Below are 18,659 nucleotides of genomic sequence, written 5' to 3' on the forward strand. Positions count from 1 at the left end.
TTTACCTCCAATTTATTATTCTTCACTTACAATCTCATAAATAATATCATCGTGATATTTACCATTCTTATCTTTAATCGAATCTTTTAAAACATGTTTCGTTCCATTATGTCTCTCGATAAAGCTATCATATCCTCTACAAGCAGGATTGCCACCAACAGCTCTCCATTCAACTCTATGTAATGTTTTAATTAGTTCTTCTAATTTATCGAATACATCCTTACCAACCAGAACATTCCCCCTGTCAAATGAGAACAACCCAAAGTTATACGCTTTAGACGCATACCAATCAACGGAATATCCTAAGTAGCCAATGAGTTTTTCACTTTTGTCAATTATTGCATATTGGAATTGACTCTCATTTGGACATTCTGCAATTTCAGGACTCCAATTGCACATGCAGCCAGTTTCATACATCATATCTGTTGTATAATAATATTTTTGAAATTCTTTCTTGATCTGTTCTTTATATAAAATTGCAGGTATTAACACTTAATCACCTCTTTTCAATAATCCAAGGATATGTTGCTTCTTGTGAAGTTACTTATAATTCATTCTTCTCTCAACTTCCTTATCATTTTCTTCATCATTAAAATATTTATAGGCAAGTGTCATAGGATAATTTGAATCTTTTGCTCTATCCCACATCATAAATTCGCACCAGTTCGGCTCTTTATATTCTTCTTTATTATCATTACACCAACTTGGATTTTCAAATAATCCATCGAAAACGCTTTTCCAAGAATATTTCTTCCTCTGAATATTTCTATCTTTGATAACAGTTGACTTATCATATCCTTTGATTTCTACAAGAATATCTTCACAGCCTACTCTTTTACAAAGTCGTACAAACCATTTCATAAATTCTCTGTAAGTCTGTTCAAATTCTCTGTCTCTTAAAGCTGCGTTTACAACAAGGATATATTCGTCCTGTGTTTGTAACCATCCTCTACTACGACTCTTACATCCGTATCTATCTACTAAATTGTTTGTCACTTCGCCGAATTCATCGCATGAACATGAACTGTTATAACCATTTTTCTGAATGATATATGTATTCATGTCACCTTCAGAACCTGTTACTCTTGGCAGATGATTTAGCACTGTTTCAAGAATATATCTCTTCTCAGGCTGTGTTCTACCCATAGGACGAACTATTATTGTACCGTTGATATAAGTCCAATACGACATTTTTTCTTACCTCCTTGTTTTTATATTCTCTCTTTGTAACCAAATGAAACCTGAAATTACTTGCTGTTGCAAAGTTCAACTTTATAGTCATCCTTTACATCAATAGTTACTTCTCTCTGAAATTTTCCTTCCTTATTATAAAGGGATAAATAATACCTGTTGCCACGTTGCTCTAAAACAACATCCTCATTCTCGAATAGTTCAACTCGTTTCTGTTTCTGTACTGATTTATTCTCTTGTTTATCTAAAAACATTTTTACAACATCTAAAGATACAGGATATATTTCTTCAAGAATACATGAAATGTCGTTATCTAATTTGTCATTAATCGTATGTTTATCAACCGCTCTAATAACATCGTCTTCAAATAATAATCTATTTGCCACTTTAATATTCTCCTTTCCACTCATCCAACTCATAGAAGTCATCTATCTGGTAATCCAACTTTCTAACTTGTTTTCTCAGCTCATAATCTTCTTTCTTACTATCTGTTGTCTGGCACTTCTTCCATAATTCATCACGCTGCTTAGTTAATTCTTTATATTTATCAGACACATCAATCTCTTTTACAACTGAAATTCCAATCTTCTCTCCACAGTGAGGGCAGAACCGAATAGGATAATTGTCAGTCTGTTCCCATTCATCTTCGTATGATGTAATAACTTCTGTATGAGAAGTACAGAAATGAGGAATAGGAATACCTTCATCTTTATATTCTCCACCAATGTCGTTTATATCTTCACCTGTAAATACAATAGCTTTATCATTCTGAATTTCATCACAACAATATGTAAATGGTTTGTACTTGTATGAATGAGTATCATTAAATTTCAATTTGATTAATTCTATCTTCATTTCTTTATTCTCCTAACAAAATTCATTCCACCAATCAAAAATTTTATGGATATACTGATAACCATTATGCAACTCACCTTTATATCTGCGTATTTTCCTATTAGATAACTGTTTCAAATATTTGCTTTTCTTACCACGATACAATCTTTGATAATATGGCTTTGGATTTTTAACATAACCAACACCCTTAATCCATATTTCATCCACATATCTAACAGGCGTTGGATAATAACCACCAACAGTTTCATATAAATATTTGAGATGATTTTGATGTTTTAAATATCTCTCACGTTTATTTATCCTCTTTTTCTTAGAATGATTCTTATAATTTTTTTCGTCTTGTTCATACCAATCACTGCAATGACCAAAAGAATAAACTTTGCCACCAACTTTATCGCACCAAATACAATTTTCAATATCTTCTTTATCAATATATGATTTATATTTTTCAAAGTCTTCACACCCATAAGGGCAATCTCTACATCTCATCAAATTACCTCTTGTATTTTATTCTCCTAATTCCCTACCGCACCAAGGACAATACAAAATATATATTTTCTGATGAACAAATCCATCATCATACTCATCCCATTCAGATGTTTCAATATCCAAATAATGTTCATTTGTTAATGGATCTACACATATTTGACTGTCAGGTGAGTCATGATTACAACGGTTACACATACAGTTACCTCGCTTTATCACATTCATTGAAATCTAAAAGCATCTTATACTTATATTCCCCAAATTTTTCTTTCCAACGCTGCCTTGCTTTATCAGTATCCCAACCAAAAGGCATCATATGATAGTTGATAAGAAAACATATGTCACCAATATCTTCATAAAATATACCTGATAGATTCTCTAAAATTAAATAGGAACCGATTGCATGATGTTCATGGTAATGAGCTATGCCATTCTCATCAAATGTTTGACAATACATTTTTCCAAAATCGTGTAATAATGCAGCTATATTATATTTTGCTGGATAGCATTTACTACTAAATAACTCATATGTATGAAATGAGTGATTATATAAATTCATAGTATGATGAGGGTTTTTCTGATCAAACCCTTCCATCATAGAAAACATTTCTCCAAGAGTTAAACGATTCTCTTTATGAAATACATTTATCTGAATCTCATCAAATTTTTCTTCGTAAAATGGGATCTGAAATCTTCTAATCTGTTTATTCAATACTTCATTAGGAACAGGATGCTCACGATTTTTATTATCAATCTTACACTGTTCAAATGGCTTTGGAATAATTACACAAACCTTATGTACTTCAAGACCATTCACTTTCATCATAATTGCTCTACGAGATTTCATAGTCAGATTAGTTGCATCAGCAATCACATTCTTTTTATTCTCTAAATTCTTGCGAATTCTATCGTGAAAAATCTTAAACACTTCTTCGTTATGTTCTTGATCTTCGTAATTACCAGTTAATTCTTCACGAATTGCATCTGATGATACAATTATTGTATTTGAATTCTCATTGGCAATCTGAGTGGCAATAGTTGATTTGCCACTACCACTCAAACCACACATAATCCATAGTGTAGGTTTATTCATAAATAACTCCTATCCGTTATGCTTTAATAAATACTCACGACTTACATTTTTAAAACTCTGCTGCCCATCAATACTGCGATATACAAATCCCTCTCTCTTAACCTTTGGATTTAATTCACTATATCCATCAGCTTCAAGTTTCATCTCTTCCATAGTCTTAGGTAGCTCATAAGCCGTATCAATAATTGGCACACTTGTTAATCCATGACTCTTACAGAAAGCAGCCATTTCTACAGTTCCAAGTCTTGTACCATCAATAATCAGATTGAATACAAATAACTTATTCTCCGTAAATTTATATGGATTGCCCTGAACCGAGCCAACGCCTTCACCTTGTAACACAACTCTGTTATAGTTATTTTCTGTTGCAAACTGTGTAAGAATTTTTTCAATGTCATATTTATCAGCCAATTCCCAATAAATATTTGACTCATGATAACAAGCCTGTTCTCTATCAGCTTGTCTTACATTTCTACTGCATACAATAAAATCAAATTTGTTCTTGCCCTTCTTTAATCTATCAACTGCAAATGTACAGCTTGTGCCATCGCATTTCTCAGTCTTAATCCACTTTTCGGTACTCTGAAGATAAAATGGTGCATTCTCAATTCTCGTCTCATCTGTTTTGACAATCCAATCTGGGAACTTCTTTGGATTATCTTTCTTGCGACCAAACAATAAAAACATAATCTTACGACCAATGCTATATCTCATAATCCTTCTTACAATTGGGTTAGCGAATAACTTTGGTCTACGCTTTGCCATTGACTTATATTTAGCATTTGGATCAACCTTATTGGTCTTTCTTGCAGTATCCTCTTCAGAAGCATATGTAATCTTCAAAGCTTCTGTAACATCATCACCAATATTTCTATCATGTAATTCTGGGAAAAGTGATAATGGTAAGGCTAATCCCTGGCTAATTACCTTGAACTTGCCAAGTTTCATAGTCTTAACTTTGAATTTCTTATTTGCCAAAAATGCAAACCTCTCATCTGTTTCGGGACACTTGCTATCAATTTCAATATAAACAGCCATATCTCCTACATTAAACTCACCCTTCTTAGCGATACAAACCCATCCTAAAACTCCAATGAGTTCAATATTATCAGCTCCTTCAATCGGTCTAATCCACTCAATCTTTTCTACATGTGCTAATGCTCTTTCTGCCATTTCAGTACCTCTCTTTCTATTTTCTATGTATTTATTCTCTCTTTATCGTTCAAAAATTCGAAGGAAATGCTTCTTTCTAAGATTGTTTATTACTGGCTTTTTTCAAAAAATTTCCATATCATCAACATCTTTATCAGTAAGTTTTTTTAGTTTTTCATAACATTTTTCTGTCATCATAAGTGTATTATTCACTAGCAGTATTTTCGTGTTATCTGGTACAATTTTCATGCCGTATCTTTTCAACCACTTCTTATTAATACGTTTTTTCTTATGGTTTCTTCTTTGAACATCTTTAGTGATATACTCAGTTATGAGGATTTTATAACCTAACCCTTCGATTGTTTGTATATTCATTTATTCTCCCATCTGATTTATAATACTTTTCTACATAACTTCCAAATGGTATTCTTCAACATATTTTCTTCTCTTCCAAAACTTCCACCAAGGAAATTTTACATATTTTATTTCTACAACTCGAAATATCTTATCATCATTTTTATCTCTATCTAACCTTAAAGCAGGTGAACCAAACATTGCTTCGGCTAATTCGTTAATAGAAATATGTTCTCCAAGTTTGTATTCCTGTTTGTGTGGTTGTAGAGGATAATAAGAAATCACGTCATGCTGTTGTAATTCATATGATCTCATACTATTGTTCTCCATTCTTCACTACATCAAATTTAATTGGTAACATAGCTGTAAATCTACTCTTCATCCAAGGTTTTTCTTTTGTTGCAAATTCATCACCAAATTCTTCTGCTAATACAAAATCTCCGACAGTATAGATGATAGAATATCCGGTTAAATCTTTTGGAATCTCCTTATTTACATTACAGGCTTTAAGATGAACCATTTTATCTATGCACTCACCCATTAAATCTTGAAAGAATACAAACGTTCCATCACAATTGCAACGCTGCATTGTAAAATATTCAAAATCTGCATTTGGATTACGCTTGATAATTACATTAAAATAAGGTTTGTCGCCTTTAAGATAAGGAATATCTACTAAAATTGTTCCATCTTTGGCGCAAGTAACAACCGTAAATAACTCTCGTATATCCTGTTCAATCATGGATTCATATTTATTATTCTCCATACCATTGCACTGACCTGATGCAATTCGTTCTTTTACAAATTCTAATGATTTACCCATTGCTATTCTCCTGTTTCTACTCGATCTTCATTCAACAAACCAAATTTTCGTAAATAATACTGTTTGGTTTTATCATCAACTCTACAATAAAAATTATGTCTTCCTGATTTCTGTAGAGATAATGTGTTTATATTAAGTTCTGCGTCCATAATAATCAGCAATTCATTTAATGTAATATCATAACAATGAAATGTCTCGCCTATCAGAAGCTTATAGTATTTTTTCTCTAATTTTGTTATTTTTCTCACCTACTTTCATGACCGCAAGAAACGTGGTTTTACTTAGTTTTATTTTTTAAAACATCATCAATTTGTTTCATTAGAAACTTCTTTGTAGTTGCGTGATAATCAGCGCATCCTGTTTGCATATCAACAGCTTCCCACCATACACAATGATCAGGTTCATGATAACCAAAATTACTAATTTTGTACCCTTTATACTCGTAGATACCTTTTGATATTTTTGTTGCTCCCATGCTTAATCCTCCAAACAACTTTTAAATGAAACCAAAATTTCTTGTTAGTTTTTATCCAAGTAAACTATATTATCTACATTATAATGAAATCCACCTATCTCTCCGTTAAAACTACCTTTGACATACCATACATAAGGACTGATACCTTCATTCATTTTATCTGCAAGTTCATCAGCTTTTCTTTGATGTTCATCGGCTTCATTTTGCATAGATAATTTTTGAGAATCCCATATAAGATTTGGAATTGTATCTACACACTTTCTATACATTTCAGACTCTTTTATATATTCTCTTATCACTTTTGTCATTTTGGGAATATTGTCTTTTAATATCGGCTCATTGCTAAGTTCATATGGATATAGGATTAAAACTCTCTTGTCCATATATTCTGTAGATATTAACTCCTGTACACAAAACTGTGGTTTTACCAAATTGTCACCTCCCAGATATTTATTCTCTTATTTCAAACAACTTTTCTACTGCTTTAACTCGTTTTGTATTGTCAATTGTTCTTTTGACTTCCTGTTGCCAAATACATTCCCATTCTGAAGGAGCTTCATGCTCACTGACTAAGACAATATTCCTTTCACTCATCTTCTCAGCCCAATTCCAAAATCTGTCATAATCAAAGTTCTTACTTGATCCATATTGTTTTGTATTTTTGTATGGAATATCACAGTAAAACAAGCAGTCAATTCTATCAGAATATAACTCTTCATAATCTCCACATTGGAACTGAATATCCTGCAATCGTGGAATCTGTTCTAACAAATTCCTTTTAGCTTCATCGTAGTAATTTCTTTCAGTATCAGCTTTTGTATGAACAATACCTGCATATCCACCATCAAAGAAGCGTCCATTATAACTCGCAAGAAAGCCAACTGCTCCAATATACCAATCAGGATATGTATTTAATTTCTTGTTAAAGCACTCTCTTACATCTGAGTAATGTTCTTTTGTAATAAATTCTGGGAGATTTTGAATCTGATTTAGATTTTTGAACATTTCGATAAGATACTTATGATTATCAGATGCGATTTTTATGTCACACTGAACTTTGTCGATTACATTACAACCACCACAAAATGGCTCTATATATGTTTTGATATTATAATCTCGCAATCTTTCTTGAATAATTGGTAAAATGTTATCAACTATACGAGATTTTGAACCCATATATTTCATAAATTACTTGGAGTAAGGAATTCCTTCTTGTGTACACGAACCTCGTCTCCTTTCATTATTATTGCTTATCAAAAAATATTACCTAACAATTCCATTTTCTTTTCTTTTGAAAACTTCGTCATATTCAAAAAGTTAATCATTTTTTCTGGATTATCTAATGATTTTACATATTTTTTTTGATATTCTTCTGGCATTCGTAATATATATTTAGTACCACCATACTTGTCTACTAGGGTTAAATATAAATTATTCAGTACCTTTTTATCTGTCACCAATTCAATATGGTTAATAAGAAAATCAGTAATTATTGGACGTTGTGGAGCTTTCAAATTACTTACAATTGTCTGTAAAACATCTGGACTCAGTTCCTGATAATGGCATATTTTTGAAAAGTATACTCCGTTACCATCTTTATTTATTTCTTCTGCTATTTTTACAGCATACTTCTGTGAATTCAATAAAGGATTTCTTAATACAAACTGCCAAGGAATTTCGTCATAACATGAAAAATACTTTGTATCAAAAGGGTGTGCAGCCATAGAATAAGTCCAAAACCTCAAATTATTCTCATATGTTTCACCGTTACAATTATAATGTGCATACATTGTGTCAAAAAATTTATCTAATAACCTTTCATCCCATTCGTGAGGAAGAACAATGCTTTCTAACTCATCGGGTATTTTAACACCTGCAAAACGCAATAGTGAAATAACATCTTTTCGATTGTTATAGAAATTTACATAGATTGACCAAAATAAAGGTACATCATATGTATTCTCATCAAATGTCTTTACAAATAACGATTCAATCAATTTGTAAACATTTTCTTCTGAAATCTGATTTGTAATAATCTGTGTTACTTTGTCATTTTCAACAACTACTTTATTTTTCTTCTGTAGTTCATCATTCTTTTCTAATAACTTTTTAATCTCTTTTCTCAACTCTCTATTTTCACTACTTAGTCGTTTAATCTCGTTTGATGTGTCAGACTGGGCGGATTCAATGAGATAATTCTTCAGCTCTTCAAATTTTTCATTAAATTCTGTATCGTTCTGCAAATCTCTCGCTCCTTTCAATGTATTATTCTCTTAATTATTGTGATTTTTGAGCGACTTGCTCTTAGATTTTCCTATGAAACTTCGGTTTACTTTTGTTTATGATTATCTTAAGTATTCTGTTGGAGACGAACCAATTACTAACGATCCTAATCCCCATTGATTACAACATACACAATAACTCATAAATTCTTGTACCATATCATTGGTAATAATATAAAAATCATTCGTCTCTATCGCTTTGTCTAAAATCCAAAAACATACTTCATAAATTGATTTTGTAATATCCCCATATTTAAATTGTTTATCATATCTGAATGTGAGACTTATATTTTTATAAACAGAACCAAAAGCTCCATCATCAACTCTAAACGGAATAGAATAAATCATCTTAATTTCAGATAAAGGTTGTTCTTTTATGTCTGAAATTTTATTCTGAACCATTTCTCTAATACCATTTTTAGGAATAATTACTTGTCCCCACGAAAATTCAACCTTATCTCGACCTTTATTGAACGGATAATTATCTTTTCTTTCAAATTCATGATTAAAACTCAAAAATTTTAATATATCTTGAAACGAATAATATTTTAATTCTTTATCCATTTTATTTTCTCCTTTATTAATTCAAAATCTTACTCAACTTCTTCACAACTTCTTCGCACAATCTATACAAATAAGTTTTCTCAAATTCTATTTTAAAATTGCCAACAGCCTGTCTATATTGCTGACGTAATTTGTTGTCTATCATGTTATTCGCCGTCATATAATTTAACTGTTCCATCTGAATTATAGATAGGTGTAATTCCAAATCGATAATCTGATCTTTTTACAAAATACATAACTTTAGTATTCTTATCATAGAGAACTTCAGTGCGTTCATCATCTTTATAATCACCTTTATAGATTGTTACTAAATCTATATATTTATTTCCAATATCACTATTTTCAGGTTCGATGTCACCTTTAGTACATCCAGTCATTCCAAAACACAATGTTAATCCTAATACAACCGCTAAAATTTTCTTCTTCATATGATTTATTCACCCAACTCTTTCAATGCATTAACAAGTTCTGCAAGTCTTGGATTTTCAGGATGCTCCTTTGCCATCTTTTCATATAAAGCAATATTATTCATCTTTTCAATCTCAGACTTTAGCTCCTTCTCAATAGAAGCTTTCTGCTTTGCAATTTCTTTCTGACGATTTTCCTCATCAATTCTTGCATTGTATGCGTTCATATTAACTACGCCAACAACCTGAGCTGTCACACCTTTACCATATTCTTCGACTGCCTTAATTTCTTTTAAAATTCCAAGAACTCTATTGTCTTTTCCTCTCGCATTTACAATCAGATATAATGGATGATTGGTATCATACTTAACAATTTCATTAATATCTTCATCATATAAAGCAAATCCATAATCCTTCTTGTTGTAATCATCTACCAAATTTACAATCGCCACTTTATTAAATCCTGTCATTTTATTATCCTCACTTTCATCTCTAACAATATCTAATTCACTTCTCTTGAACCAATATAATCCATTGGAACTTGCTGCATTGTACATTCCATCAATCTGAACCGCTATTGATCCACTTGTAGTTTTAATAACTTGTCCATATAAACCAATAATATTTTCTTCTCTGTATTTTCTTTTATCAGTATATGTAACTTTTACTCGTTGATTTTGATATTCTTCATAATCGTATATCTTGCTCATCGCATCACCTCCTGCTAATATATTCTCCAAAGGAAATCTATGATTCATTAGTTTTCTACATTTTTTAACACATGCCATAATTTATTAGTCGTGTCGTTTTCATCGTCATCGACCACCACAAACCCTTTATTTTCAAGGGTTTCAACGACCTCTTTTGCGTCTTTTCCATAATATGCCTTAATTTCAGCTATTTTCTTTAATTTTGCCATTTTTACCTCTTTTCTAACCCAATGAAATTCCGCTTTCATGCGAACTTCATGTTATGTTATTCTCTACTCAACCTTCTTCTCAACCACAACAATTGTGTCATTGTGCCAACCGCCATGAGGAACAAGTAAAATCTCCTGAATCTCAAAGCCGTACTTTTTACCAATGCCACCGCTATTCCAACTGCAAGTGATTACAATACCATCTTTTTTAACAATTCTTCCTATTTGTTCTTTCTGCTTTGACCAATAGGAAGCCTGTGTTGTCTGCATATTTACTGTCTGTCCAAGATTTTTGTAACATTCGCTTACCTGTCGTGGCGAGTATGGTGGATCGTACAACACGGTATCTACTGAGTTATCATCGAATATCTTTAAGAAATCCAGTGCGTCCATATGATAATCAGTATCATACTGTGTGTCTAAATCATTCGTTACTGTTGCCAGCTTATTACTATTTGCAAATGGATCAACAATCTTACCTATTGCATATTTCTCAATCAGTTCCTTGATTGGTTTAATTGAAAATGTGTTACTATTTGGCATCTGCCAGACTCTATTTATTATCATTATGTATTAGGAGTAAACGCTGCGTTTTCGGTATACCAAACCTCTTACTCCTTTATGTATTTTGTTGTAAAATCACTCGAAAATAGGCACGTCTGCCTAATCGGATGAAAAAAATATTTCATTACTTTACTTTTTTGTTTTGGGAACACTTAAACGATTGTTCAAGCTAAGAAAATTTTCTATACCATATTATTCTCTGTTATTATTTATAGATTTTTGGAAGTTTCTTAAATGCTATTACATCTGTTCTGAAACAAACATTATCCTTATAAATCCTTTTATCTTCTAAACGTGTTTCATTATTATACCCATAAACTTTATATGTATTATAGACATCTAATCGCCTATTGTCTTTCCATTGTTTCATCTTTTCATCCCAAAACAAATCCATAACATAAGCCTGATTTGGATCTTTACCATATCTGATTGAACAAATATACCAACCACGCTTTTTAGGATTATTCTTTGGGTACGGTTTCCACATATTGAACATTCTCTCACCTCTTCTATACTATATTGTTCTCTTATCAACACTTGTATTCTTTGAGTAAATCACCATATGACTTATTTGGTGTTATAACAAGATTCATATAATCTACGTTACCACTATTCAATTCTTTCTGAATAGCGTGATAAATATGATACATTACTGTTTCTTTGTCTATTCTATCTTCATCTAACAAAAGATTAATTGTAAAACTATTCTGCTTTATGATTCTCACCCCCCTACATATTATATATGATCAGCATATCTTCCAGTTTTGAAATCTCGTCTTTTAAAGATTCAATTCTGATTCTAACCAATTTGTTAAATCCCTCTACAGCTTCTTCGTATGTATCAGCAAAGAATCTCGCATATATAGTTACACCATTCTTTTTTAAATCTTTGCCATTTGCTTTATATTCATAGAAATGTTTATCTTCTTTGATTTTACCCTTCACAGGTTTGCATTTAAGATTTAATGCTCTTTCATCTTCTTGATAAGCAAAAGCCCAAATATCTTTATTGTAATGAGACTCATCAATATTTTGTAAGTTATCAAAAACACTATTTCTATTACAATAAATATTTGCACAATATATCATTTTCCACACCTCGCTTTGTTTGAGAATTTGGCTGATTAGCCGTGAATAGAATTGCTTCTATATTAGATTATTCTCTACTTTAAACTTCTTTAATTCATCTTGAATCATATTCTGTATATCTTCTTTATCAAAAGATATATTTGCTACTGGAATAACATTTGCATTTGGATTAACTTCACCAATAATAGTTTCATCAAATGCTTTTATAAACATTTCAGCTATTTCCTTTTCATAATTGCCACACAATCCATTACAGGTTATATCTGCAATTACTCTTGAAAAGAAATCTTTGAATTTATCGTCTATAAAATCTCGTTCATATTCTCTTGGTATATCAATCGTTAATTTCACCATTTCACCTCACTTATCTTCTTTCCAATCAACCATAATAAATGATAAAAATCCCAAACATGGCTCTATTAATAAAATTTTCCATAATTTAACTGGTTCAGGAAAAATAAAATTCATTAATAAATTTAATGTCATAAGCCATATTAAAAATCTTATTGTAGATTTATACATGCTATTCTCCTCTTACTTATTCAAAACAATCAGAATGTTACTTAGATATAAAGCATAGAAGACTAAATACCCACCACCTGCCAAGAATAATAATTTGAACACAAAGTTGACAACATTCTTTTTCGTCCATGTTATCCCAACAATAAGGTTAAAAATTCCCATAATTAATAAAATAATGTTTAAAATATTCATATTTCACCTCCAAAATTCCTGAAGAAATGTGCGTTTCTTTCTAATGTAAAATATATACCATATATAGTATATATCGCTTATTTTTAATACTATATATGGTATATTTGTAACAATTACTCACTTAATTCTGCAAGTGCCTTATCCAAATCCTCATCAGACATATTTTCAAGTGCTGCATCCTGTCTCTTAGCCTTGATTTCAAGCAATCTCTGTCTCATCTCAGCATTTTTCTTAGCATCTTCTCTCTTCTTTTTCTCATCCAGCTTCACGCCAACAATATACTTAACAATTTCAATCTTGTTAGAAATCTCCTCGTCTTCCTTTGACTTAGTATTCAGAAGACTCTCTTCCTCAGACTTCTTTACTTCCGCATTGAGTGTCTTAAACACTGAGTCCAGATTTGTGAGAGATAAATCCCACAAATCAATTACATTAATCATCCCTCTGAATGGGAACTGATAGTTTGCTCTTGTTGCATTAATAAATAATTCGTTGTTTGTCATAATAATAATCTCCTTTTCTAATTAAAACTTAATCTTCATTACACGCTCTGTTGCGCCCTTAACCTTAACAACTAAATCTGCTCTCTTTGTCATAGAGAATCCAATTCCTGAAAGCTGATCATCAGTATCTTCTACATGACACTTAGCACCTAAAGCCTCAAATACTCTCTTGTGCTTCATTAAATCATTGTCAAGGAACTCAAGGTAGAATCCATTAGGTTCTTCGCTATTTACACAATCCTTCAAGAAGAAGAATAAATGTCTATGACCAATTCCATCCTGCTCGTCAAAATAGTTTGGACTGTAACTAATTACTGATACAGGAACAAACTGATTTGTATTTACACCCCAAATCTCACGACTTGAAATAGATGAACTTCCAGACAGCTTTTCCTTAATTGAGAAGTTTCCATCCTTATCAAGTGTAACTTCTGCCACCTGAACATTACCAGAAACAGGACTATTGTATTCAAACGCAAAAATCTCACCATTGAATTCAATTTCTGCCTTAAATCCTTTACTTCCTCTTGCTGCATACTGATTAACAAAAAACTTATAAACACCTGGCTTCATATGAGACATATCTGCCCATGTAATATTTTCCACAGAAGGTTTTCCTGCCATCTGCTCCATAGGATGTGTAATATCAATATCTAACTGACCGCCACATCTTGACATACTAGGTTTTCTACAATTTCTGAAATAAATCTCGTTTCCATCAGGTTCTTTGCAATGTGCATCAAGGTCACTGTTGTCATTTTGTCCCTCATTCCACATGATTGAAAATCTGAGTACACCGTCAACATTACCGCCAGCAGCTTTTACATTCTGCTTCATATCAGAGTCAGTAATATTTCCTGAATAAGCCCAAGATAATCCATTGTTCCACTTGAACATTGTCTTAGCGTCTGGATTAACAGGTGCAATCATAGAAACAAAGTTCTTCTCATGTTTATTCTCTACAAAAGCTTCAATCTCTTTTGCGGTTGGAAGTACCTTATCAATGAAATCCTGTGCTGAAATCTCCTCAACCTTAGAAAACTTCTTAGGACTTACAGCAACATCTTTTTCCATCTGACCAAAAATATCATCTGCACCAACCATTCTTCTTGCAGCACTCTTGTTTGAGAACAGTACATTGTTTACAGTAATATCGTTCAGATTAGCAAATCTTCTCTGTAATGAATCCATATATCCAAGTTCTGTAATAGTCTTCTTTGCATCCTCAAGCATCTTCTTTGTAAAAATAGCCTTTGGTCTTTTATAGTTGCTCGGTGCTGTAATCTGCTCATACTTTTTAACTGCTGTGTCAAGATCCATATCCTCACTTACATTAATAAGAAGTGTTCCAATAGAATGATTTCTAATTCTACCGATAGCCATACCTGCTGTTGCCGACTTCTCCCAAGCATATAAATCCTTTTCAGTATCAGAAGTCAGCTTATCGTATTCCTTCTTATACTTCTTGAACTCTGTTAGTACACCTTTCCACTCTTCACCCTTGTAAAGTGTATTTGAATTGATAAGTTCAAGAATTGTATCAAGTGCTTCCATAGTAATCTCATCAAGAGAACGCTTAAATACATTTCTTGTGTCTCTGAACTGTCCTTTAACTTCCTCATTAGAACGACTACTTCTATTTACAAACTTACTTGGAAGTTCTAAGAAGAAATGATCCCACTGATGAGATTTTCCATTGATTTCCTCAAAGTTAAAATCTGTACCAATCTTAGGGAACTTAGTTGTATAAATATCTGTAACTGTATGAGCTTTTACAAAAGCGTCAAGTGCATCGCACACTGGCTGATATGTTGTATCGCCAAGATTCAGTTCCCAAATCGTATGAATCTGGTTATCCTTGATAGTGACAGCAGAACCAATATTCTTAATAAACTGTCTACAACAACTACAATCATGTTCTCTACGCTCTCTGAAAATCTCATTTGTACCAGCAGGGAAGCTATCAAGATATGTATTCCATAATTCATCCTTATCTACATTTACCTCAAATAAATGTGTTGCCTCTTTCTGCATTTCATCGAAGTGCTTCTGTAAAGCCTTCTTAAATTTCATAAATCCATCCATGTTTTGTACCTCTTCTTTCTTATGTTTATTTTTGTTAATTGTTTCTACTGGTCAACAACCCACAACCTAAAGCTTGATGGGCTTGTAGCTCGATACGACTTCATTATTACATTTAAGGGTGCAACAATTTATTCGTAAGCATAAGCTACCTACCAGGACATGAGCTTGCCCCTAAAATTCTTTTTCCCTCTGTTAATATGTTCTTTGCAGCATTAATATCCCTATCATGGGCTGTGCCACATTCTAAACATGTCCATTCTCTAATCCATAATGGCTTCTTGCCTGTAACACATCCGCAACATGAACAAATCTGTGAACTAGGAAACCATCTATCAATTTTTTGAACAGTACGTCCCTTATCTAATGCCTTATATTCCAACATATTCACAAATTCAATCCAACCAACATCAGAAATACTCAATGCTAAATGATGATTTTTCATAAGACCTTTTACATTTAAATCTTCTAAAGCTATAACTTGGTTCTCGTTTGTAAGCTTATAAGAAATTTTATGTAAATAGTCTTTTCGCTGATTAGCGATATGCTGATGCAACTTGGCAATTTTTATTTTCTGACGATTATAATTTTTACTTCCTCGTTTCATTTTGCTTAGTTTTCTTTGCTCTCGTTTGAGTTTTGGTAACTCATTTCGTAAAGACTGTAATACTGGAAATTTCTCACCATCAGAGCAGATTGCTAAATCTTTTAATCCTAAATCAATGCCTACTTCCTTATTTATTGGTTCTAATTTTTTTAATAATTCTTCATCTTTCCATAAAATAGCAATATAAAACTCACCAGTCGGTGTCATAGAAATAGTACATGATTTTGCAATCCCACTTTTATGACGATGATTGATAATTTTCACACGTCCTAATTTCGTAATTTTAATATCATTTTCTGTAACTGGATAACCAGAAGTTTGCATTGTTTTATAACTATTTTTAGGATACTTTTTACTCTTGTATTTCGGATATCCAAAGTTCTTTTCTTTGAAAAACTTAGAAAACGCTGATTGTAAATCCATTTGTGTAAAACATAATGCAGTAGCATCTACTTCTTTCAACCATAAAAACTCTTTCTTATAAAAAGCAGGAGTATTAATTTTGCCTTTTTTATTCTTTTCGTAATATTTAATATTATCATGCAAAGCTTGATTCCAATACCATCTACAGCATCCAAAAGTTTTTATTATGAGTTGTTTTTGTTCATCAGTAGGATAACATCTTATTTTGTATGCTTTAATAATTTCTCACCTCCTAATAGTATTTTCTTTTCCACAATTCTACCCATCGGCTAAAGTTAATGGGATATCTGACTAATTTATTAAGATGTGTTGCCATTACACCACATATGAATTAACAGCCCTAGCAGGACTCGAACCTGCAAATCGTGGGATCAAAACCCACTGCCTTACCGTTTGGCGATAGAGCTAGATAGTGTTTTAAGTGTTATCGCCTCACATTTATTTTAAACAGAAATTGTACCCACAAAGATGAGATAAAAGAATCGCCAGAACCGACTATGTATAAGAATTTCAGATGTTTTCCAATTTCTGTTGTCTACTTTATTATTCTCTTTTTCTCTTTTAATTTATTAATTCGTAAGAATATTCAATACAATAATATTTATTTTTTTCTATAGAAACAGAAGGTTGGCTAATTATTGCTCCAAATTTATTAAATCAAAATGTATATAGACCAAATTATTAGTACGATGAAAAGTAAACACATTTCTCCTAGAAAAATAACTGAACAAATTTTTGAAATATCATCATCCTCATTAAAAACACCTATGACAATTCCTATTTGTACAAATAAAGGAATTGATATTATAATTGCCTTAATTAATCTAATCCAATCCATCCATTCCACCATCCTTTACAATATCAATTGCAACCGAAATACCATTAGCATATCCTTTTGCCTCTTCCCATTGTATCGTAGAACCACAAGAACATCTTTTCTTTTCTTCTGCCAACTTTTCCTCTGTTTTTAACTGTTTAATAACCTTATCCACGTCATAATCTGCCGGTCTTGATTTTAAAAATTTAATAAGATTATTAATACTGACTAATTTATCTTTCTCTCGTCCCTTGTTCCATTCAAGGATACTTATTAATTCATCTGCGTCTATTAATCTCATTTATAAATCACTCCAATCTAATTTCTGCCCACAGTAATGGCAATAGTCAGGCTTGTTACCATAAGGGTCTAATACACTGCCTTTCTGACAACTTGAACACATATAATCTCCACAATCATCAAATTGTAATGGATGTACAAACACTGGTTTCATTGAAATCTGCTTTTCAAGTGCTGATATTGCCATGCTATGGGATGTTAAACATTTACATGTATATACTTCATCATCTGTATATTTTTTAAGAAATTTTACTGCTTCTTTGATTTCCATATTATCCTCCTTAATTCAATACCAATGTTACATCATCTAACAACAAAACCTTTTCATCAGGGCTAAAACGAGCTTTAGTTCCTGCATAGTCTTCACTAAGAAACACAGCATTAAATTCATCTGCTATGCTAGTTGTCTTACCATTTTCACTGTAAAAATTTTCAGTCTTCATATAATAAAATCTTGCATCATTAGTAAAAATATCTCCAATTACTAAATCACTAAATTTTCTAGTATCATTTCTATTATCTTCAATCTTCATTTTTCTCGCTCCTTTCTGCTAGTTTTGCATATTTCCAAGATATAATATCATTTCTTACAGAATTGTTTTTGCTCGCCGACCAGGATGTTCTTCCGTCACAAAACGACCATACGACACCATCTGCAAATTTAGCAAAATATCTATTCATCCATCCTTCATCTTCATCATCTCTAACCAAAATCGGTGTATCAACCTTGACTTTCGACCAGTCAACTTTTGGCTCTTTATATTCTGAGAATAGCCACTTTAAGGCTCTATCAGAACAAAGATAATCAGACTGGTTAAAAAATAAACATTCACGACACTTTGTATTCCCGTCACATCTTTGTAAGTGCCCCTGTGCTAGTGCTAACTTATTAAGGTTTATGACACCTAATTCCATTAATTTATCTTTGTATTTCTCAATATTTAACATATTATAATCCT

32 protein-coding genes and 1 tRNA gene are annotated in these 18,659 nt (G+C 31.9%); all 33 read right to left on the minus strand.

What is annotated here, in order from left to right; genetic code table 11:
- Positions 1–15: 15 nt before the first annotated feature.
- Positions 16–492, minus strand: coding sequence for a GNAT family N-acetyltransferase (locus H8S00_RS04825; protein ID WP_186840094.1), 477 nt, complete (start codon positions 490–492; stop codon positions 16–18).
- A 48-nt stretch (positions 493–540) separates the two neighbouring features.
- Entirely contained in the window at positions 541–1,191 is a 651-nt protein-coding gene (locus tag H8S00_RS04830; protein ID WP_186840095.1) for a hypothetical protein, read from the minus strand.
- A 56-nt stretch (positions 1,192–1,247) separates the two neighbouring features.
- Positions 1,248–1,577, minus strand: coding sequence for a hypothetical protein (locus H8S00_RS04835; RefSeq protein WP_186840096.1), 330 nt, complete (start codon positions 1,575–1,577; stop codon positions 1,248–1,250).
- A 1-nt stretch (position 1,578) separates the two neighbouring features.
- The gene (locus tag H8S00_RS04840; protein ID WP_186840097.1) at positions 1,579–2,046 is read right to left on the minus strand and encodes a hypothetical protein; all 468 of its coding nucleotides are present in this window, start codon (positions 2,044–2,046) and stop codon (positions 1,579–1,581) included.
- A 12-nt stretch (positions 2,047–2,058) separates the two neighbouring features.
- Positions 2,059–2,535, minus strand: coding sequence for a hypothetical protein (locus H8S00_RS04845; RefSeq protein ID WP_186840098.1), 477 nt, complete (start codon positions 2,533–2,535; stop codon positions 2,059–2,061).
- A gap of 18 nt (positions 2,536–2,553) precedes the next feature.
- Positions 2,554–2,730, minus strand: a complete 177-nt coding sequence (locus tag H8S00_RS04850) for a hypothetical protein (RefSeq protein WP_186840099.1) — start codon at positions 2,728–2,730, stop codon at positions 2,554–2,556.
- A 4-nt stretch (positions 2,731–2,734) separates the two neighbouring features.
- The gene (locus H8S00_RS04855; RefSeq protein ID WP_186840100.1) at positions 2,735–3,625 is read right to left on the minus strand and encodes an AAA family ATPase; all 891 of its coding nucleotides are present in this window, start codon (positions 3,623–3,625) and stop codon (positions 2,735–2,737) included.
- Between the two features lie 9 nt (positions 3,626–3,634).
- Positions 3,635–4,798, minus strand: a complete 1,164-nt coding sequence (locus tag H8S00_RS04860) for an RNA ligase family protein (protein ID WP_186840101.1) — start codon at positions 4,796–4,798, stop codon at positions 3,635–3,637.
- A 102-nt stretch (positions 4,799–4,900) separates the two neighbouring features.
- On the minus strand, positions 4,901–5,152 hold the full coding sequence (locus tag H8S00_RS04865; protein ID WP_186840102.1) for a hypothetical protein: 252 nt from the start codon (positions 5,150–5,152) through the stop codon (positions 4,901–4,903).
- A 30-nt stretch (positions 5,153–5,182) separates the two neighbouring features.
- Positions 5,183–5,446: a hypothetical protein gene (locus H8S00_RS04870; protein WP_186840103.1), complete on the minus strand. Its 264-nt coding sequence runs from the start codon at positions 5,444–5,446 to the stop codon at positions 5,183–5,185.
- A 1-nt stretch (position 5,447) separates the two neighbouring features.
- On the minus strand, positions 5,448–5,954 hold the full coding sequence (locus tag H8S00_RS04875; protein ID WP_186840104.1) for a hypothetical protein: 507 nt from the start codon (positions 5,952–5,954) through the stop codon (positions 5,448–5,450).
- Positions 5,955–5,956: 2 nt separating this feature from the next.
- The gene (locus tag H8S00_RS04880; RefSeq protein WP_186840105.1) at positions 5,957–6,202 is read right to left on the minus strand and encodes a hypothetical protein; all 246 of its coding nucleotides are present in this window, start codon (positions 6,200–6,202) and stop codon (positions 5,957–5,959) included.
- Between the two features lie 29 nt (positions 6,203–6,231).
- Positions 6,232–6,429 carry a hypothetical protein gene (locus H8S00_RS04885; RefSeq protein WP_186840106.1) on the minus strand — a complete coding sequence of 66 codons (198 nt, stop codon included), beginning with the start codon at positions 6,427–6,429 and terminating at the stop codon, positions 6,232–6,234.
- Between the two features lie 44 nt (positions 6,430–6,473).
- Positions 6,474–6,860 carry a hypothetical protein gene (locus tag H8S00_RS04890; protein WP_186840107.1) on the minus strand — a complete coding sequence of 129 codons (387 nt, stop codon included), beginning with the start codon at positions 6,858–6,860 and terminating at the stop codon, positions 6,474–6,476.
- Positions 6,861–6,879: 19 nt separating this feature from the next.
- Positions 6,880–7,605, minus strand: coding sequence for a DNA adenine methylase (locus H8S00_RS04895; RefSeq protein WP_186840108.1), 726 nt, complete (start codon positions 7,603–7,605; stop codon positions 6,880–6,882).
- A gap of 77 nt (positions 7,606–7,682) precedes the next feature.
- Positions 7,683–8,690, minus strand: a complete 1,008-nt coding sequence (locus H8S00_RS04900) for a DUF445 domain-containing protein (RefSeq protein WP_186840109.1) — start codon at positions 8,688–8,690, stop codon at positions 7,683–7,685.
- 84 nt (positions 8,691–8,774) lie between these two features.
- Entirely contained in the window at positions 8,775–9,275 is a 501-nt protein-coding gene (locus H8S00_RS04905) for a hypothetical protein (protein WP_186840110.1), read from the minus strand.
- 146 nt (positions 9,276–9,421) lie between these two features.
- A complete protein-coding gene (locus tag H8S00_RS04910; RefSeq protein WP_186840111.1) occupies positions 9,422–9,703 on the minus strand; it encodes a DUF6440 family protein in 282 nt (93 codons plus the stop codon).
- Positions 9,704–9,708: 5 nt separating this feature from the next.
- Positions 9,709–10,392, minus strand: coding sequence for a hypothetical protein (locus H8S00_RS04915; protein ID WP_186840112.1), 684 nt, complete (start codon positions 10,390–10,392; stop codon positions 9,709–9,711).
- A gap of 47 nt (positions 10,393–10,439) precedes the next feature.
- Positions 10,440–10,640: a hypothetical protein gene (locus tag H8S00_RS04920; protein ID WP_186840289.1), complete on the minus strand. Its 201-nt coding sequence runs from the start codon at positions 10,638–10,640 to the stop codon at positions 10,440–10,442.
- A 24-nt stretch (positions 10,641–10,664) separates the two neighbouring features.
- On the minus strand, positions 10,665–11,168 hold the full coding sequence (locus tag H8S00_RS04925; RefSeq protein WP_186840113.1) for a class I SAM-dependent methyltransferase: 504 nt from the start codon (positions 11,166–11,168) through the stop codon (positions 10,665–10,667).
- Positions 11,169–11,370: 202 nt separating this feature from the next.
- Positions 11,371–11,661 (minus strand): hypothetical protein, encoded by a 291-nt coding sequence (locus H8S00_RS04930; RefSeq protein WP_186840114.1) that lies wholly within the window; start codon positions 11,659–11,661, stop codon positions 11,371–11,373.
- Positions 11,662–11,695: 34 nt separating this feature from the next.
- A complete protein-coding gene (locus tag H8S00_RS04935) occupies positions 11,696–11,890 on the minus strand; it encodes a hypothetical protein (protein WP_186840115.1) in 195 nt (64 codons plus the stop codon).
- Between the two features lie 4 nt (positions 11,891–11,894).
- Positions 11,895–12,254 (minus strand): hypothetical protein, encoded by a 360-nt coding sequence (locus H8S00_RS04940; RefSeq protein ID WP_186840116.1) that lies wholly within the window; start codon positions 12,252–12,254, stop codon positions 11,895–11,897.
- 57 nt (positions 12,255–12,311) lie between these two features.
- Positions 12,312–12,608, minus strand: a complete 297-nt coding sequence (locus H8S00_RS04945; RefSeq protein ID WP_186840117.1) for a hypothetical protein — start codon at positions 12,606–12,608, stop codon at positions 12,312–12,314.
- Between the two features lie 473 nt (positions 12,609–13,081).
- Complete coding sequence (locus tag H8S00_RS04950; protein WP_186840118.1) at positions 13,082–13,471, minus strand: hypothetical protein; 390 nt, start codon at positions 13,469–13,471, stop codon at positions 13,082–13,084.
- Between the two features lie 21 nt (positions 13,472–13,492).
- Positions 13,493–15,556: a hypothetical protein gene (locus tag H8S00_RS04955; protein WP_186840119.1), complete on the minus strand. Its 2,064-nt coding sequence runs from the start codon at positions 15,554–15,556 to the stop codon at positions 13,493–13,495.
- Positions 15,557–15,701: 145 nt separating this feature from the next.
- Positions 15,702–16,805: an RNA-guided endonuclease TnpB family protein gene (locus H8S00_RS04960; protein ID WP_186840280.1), complete on the minus strand. Its 1,104-nt coding sequence runs from the start codon at positions 16,803–16,805 to the stop codon at positions 15,702–15,704.
- 113 nt (positions 16,806–16,918) lie between these two features.
- Positions 16,919–16,990: transfer RNA gene (locus tag H8S00_RS04965), tRNA-Gln, on the minus strand.
- 417 nt (positions 16,991–17,407) lie between these two features.
- Positions 17,408–17,701: a hypothetical protein gene (locus H8S00_RS04970; protein WP_186840120.1), complete on the minus strand. Its 294-nt coding sequence runs from the start codon at positions 17,699–17,701 to the stop codon at positions 17,408–17,410.
- Positions 17,702–17,971 (minus strand): hypothetical protein, encoded by a 270-nt coding sequence (locus H8S00_RS04975; protein ID WP_186840121.1) that lies wholly within the window; start codon positions 17,969–17,971, stop codon positions 17,702–17,704.
- A gap of 10 nt (positions 17,972–17,981) precedes the next feature.
- A complete protein-coding gene (locus tag H8S00_RS04980; RefSeq protein WP_186840122.1) occupies positions 17,982–18,233 on the minus strand; it encodes a hypothetical protein in 252 nt (83 codons plus the stop codon).
- A complete protein-coding gene (locus H8S00_RS04985; RefSeq protein WP_186840123.1) occupies positions 18,223–18,648 on the minus strand; it encodes a hypothetical protein in 426 nt (141 codons plus the stop codon). Before H8S00_RS04985 ends, H8S00_RS04980 begins: the two co-directional genes overlap by 11 nt.
- Positions 18,649–18,659: the final 11 nt, after the last annotated feature.

Origin of the sequence: Eubacterium segne (genome assembly GCF_014287775.1) — a bacterium.
Classification (GTDB): domain Bacteria; phylum Bacillota; class Clostridia; order Lachnospirales; family Lachnospiraceae; genus Eubacterium_G; species Eubacterium_G segne.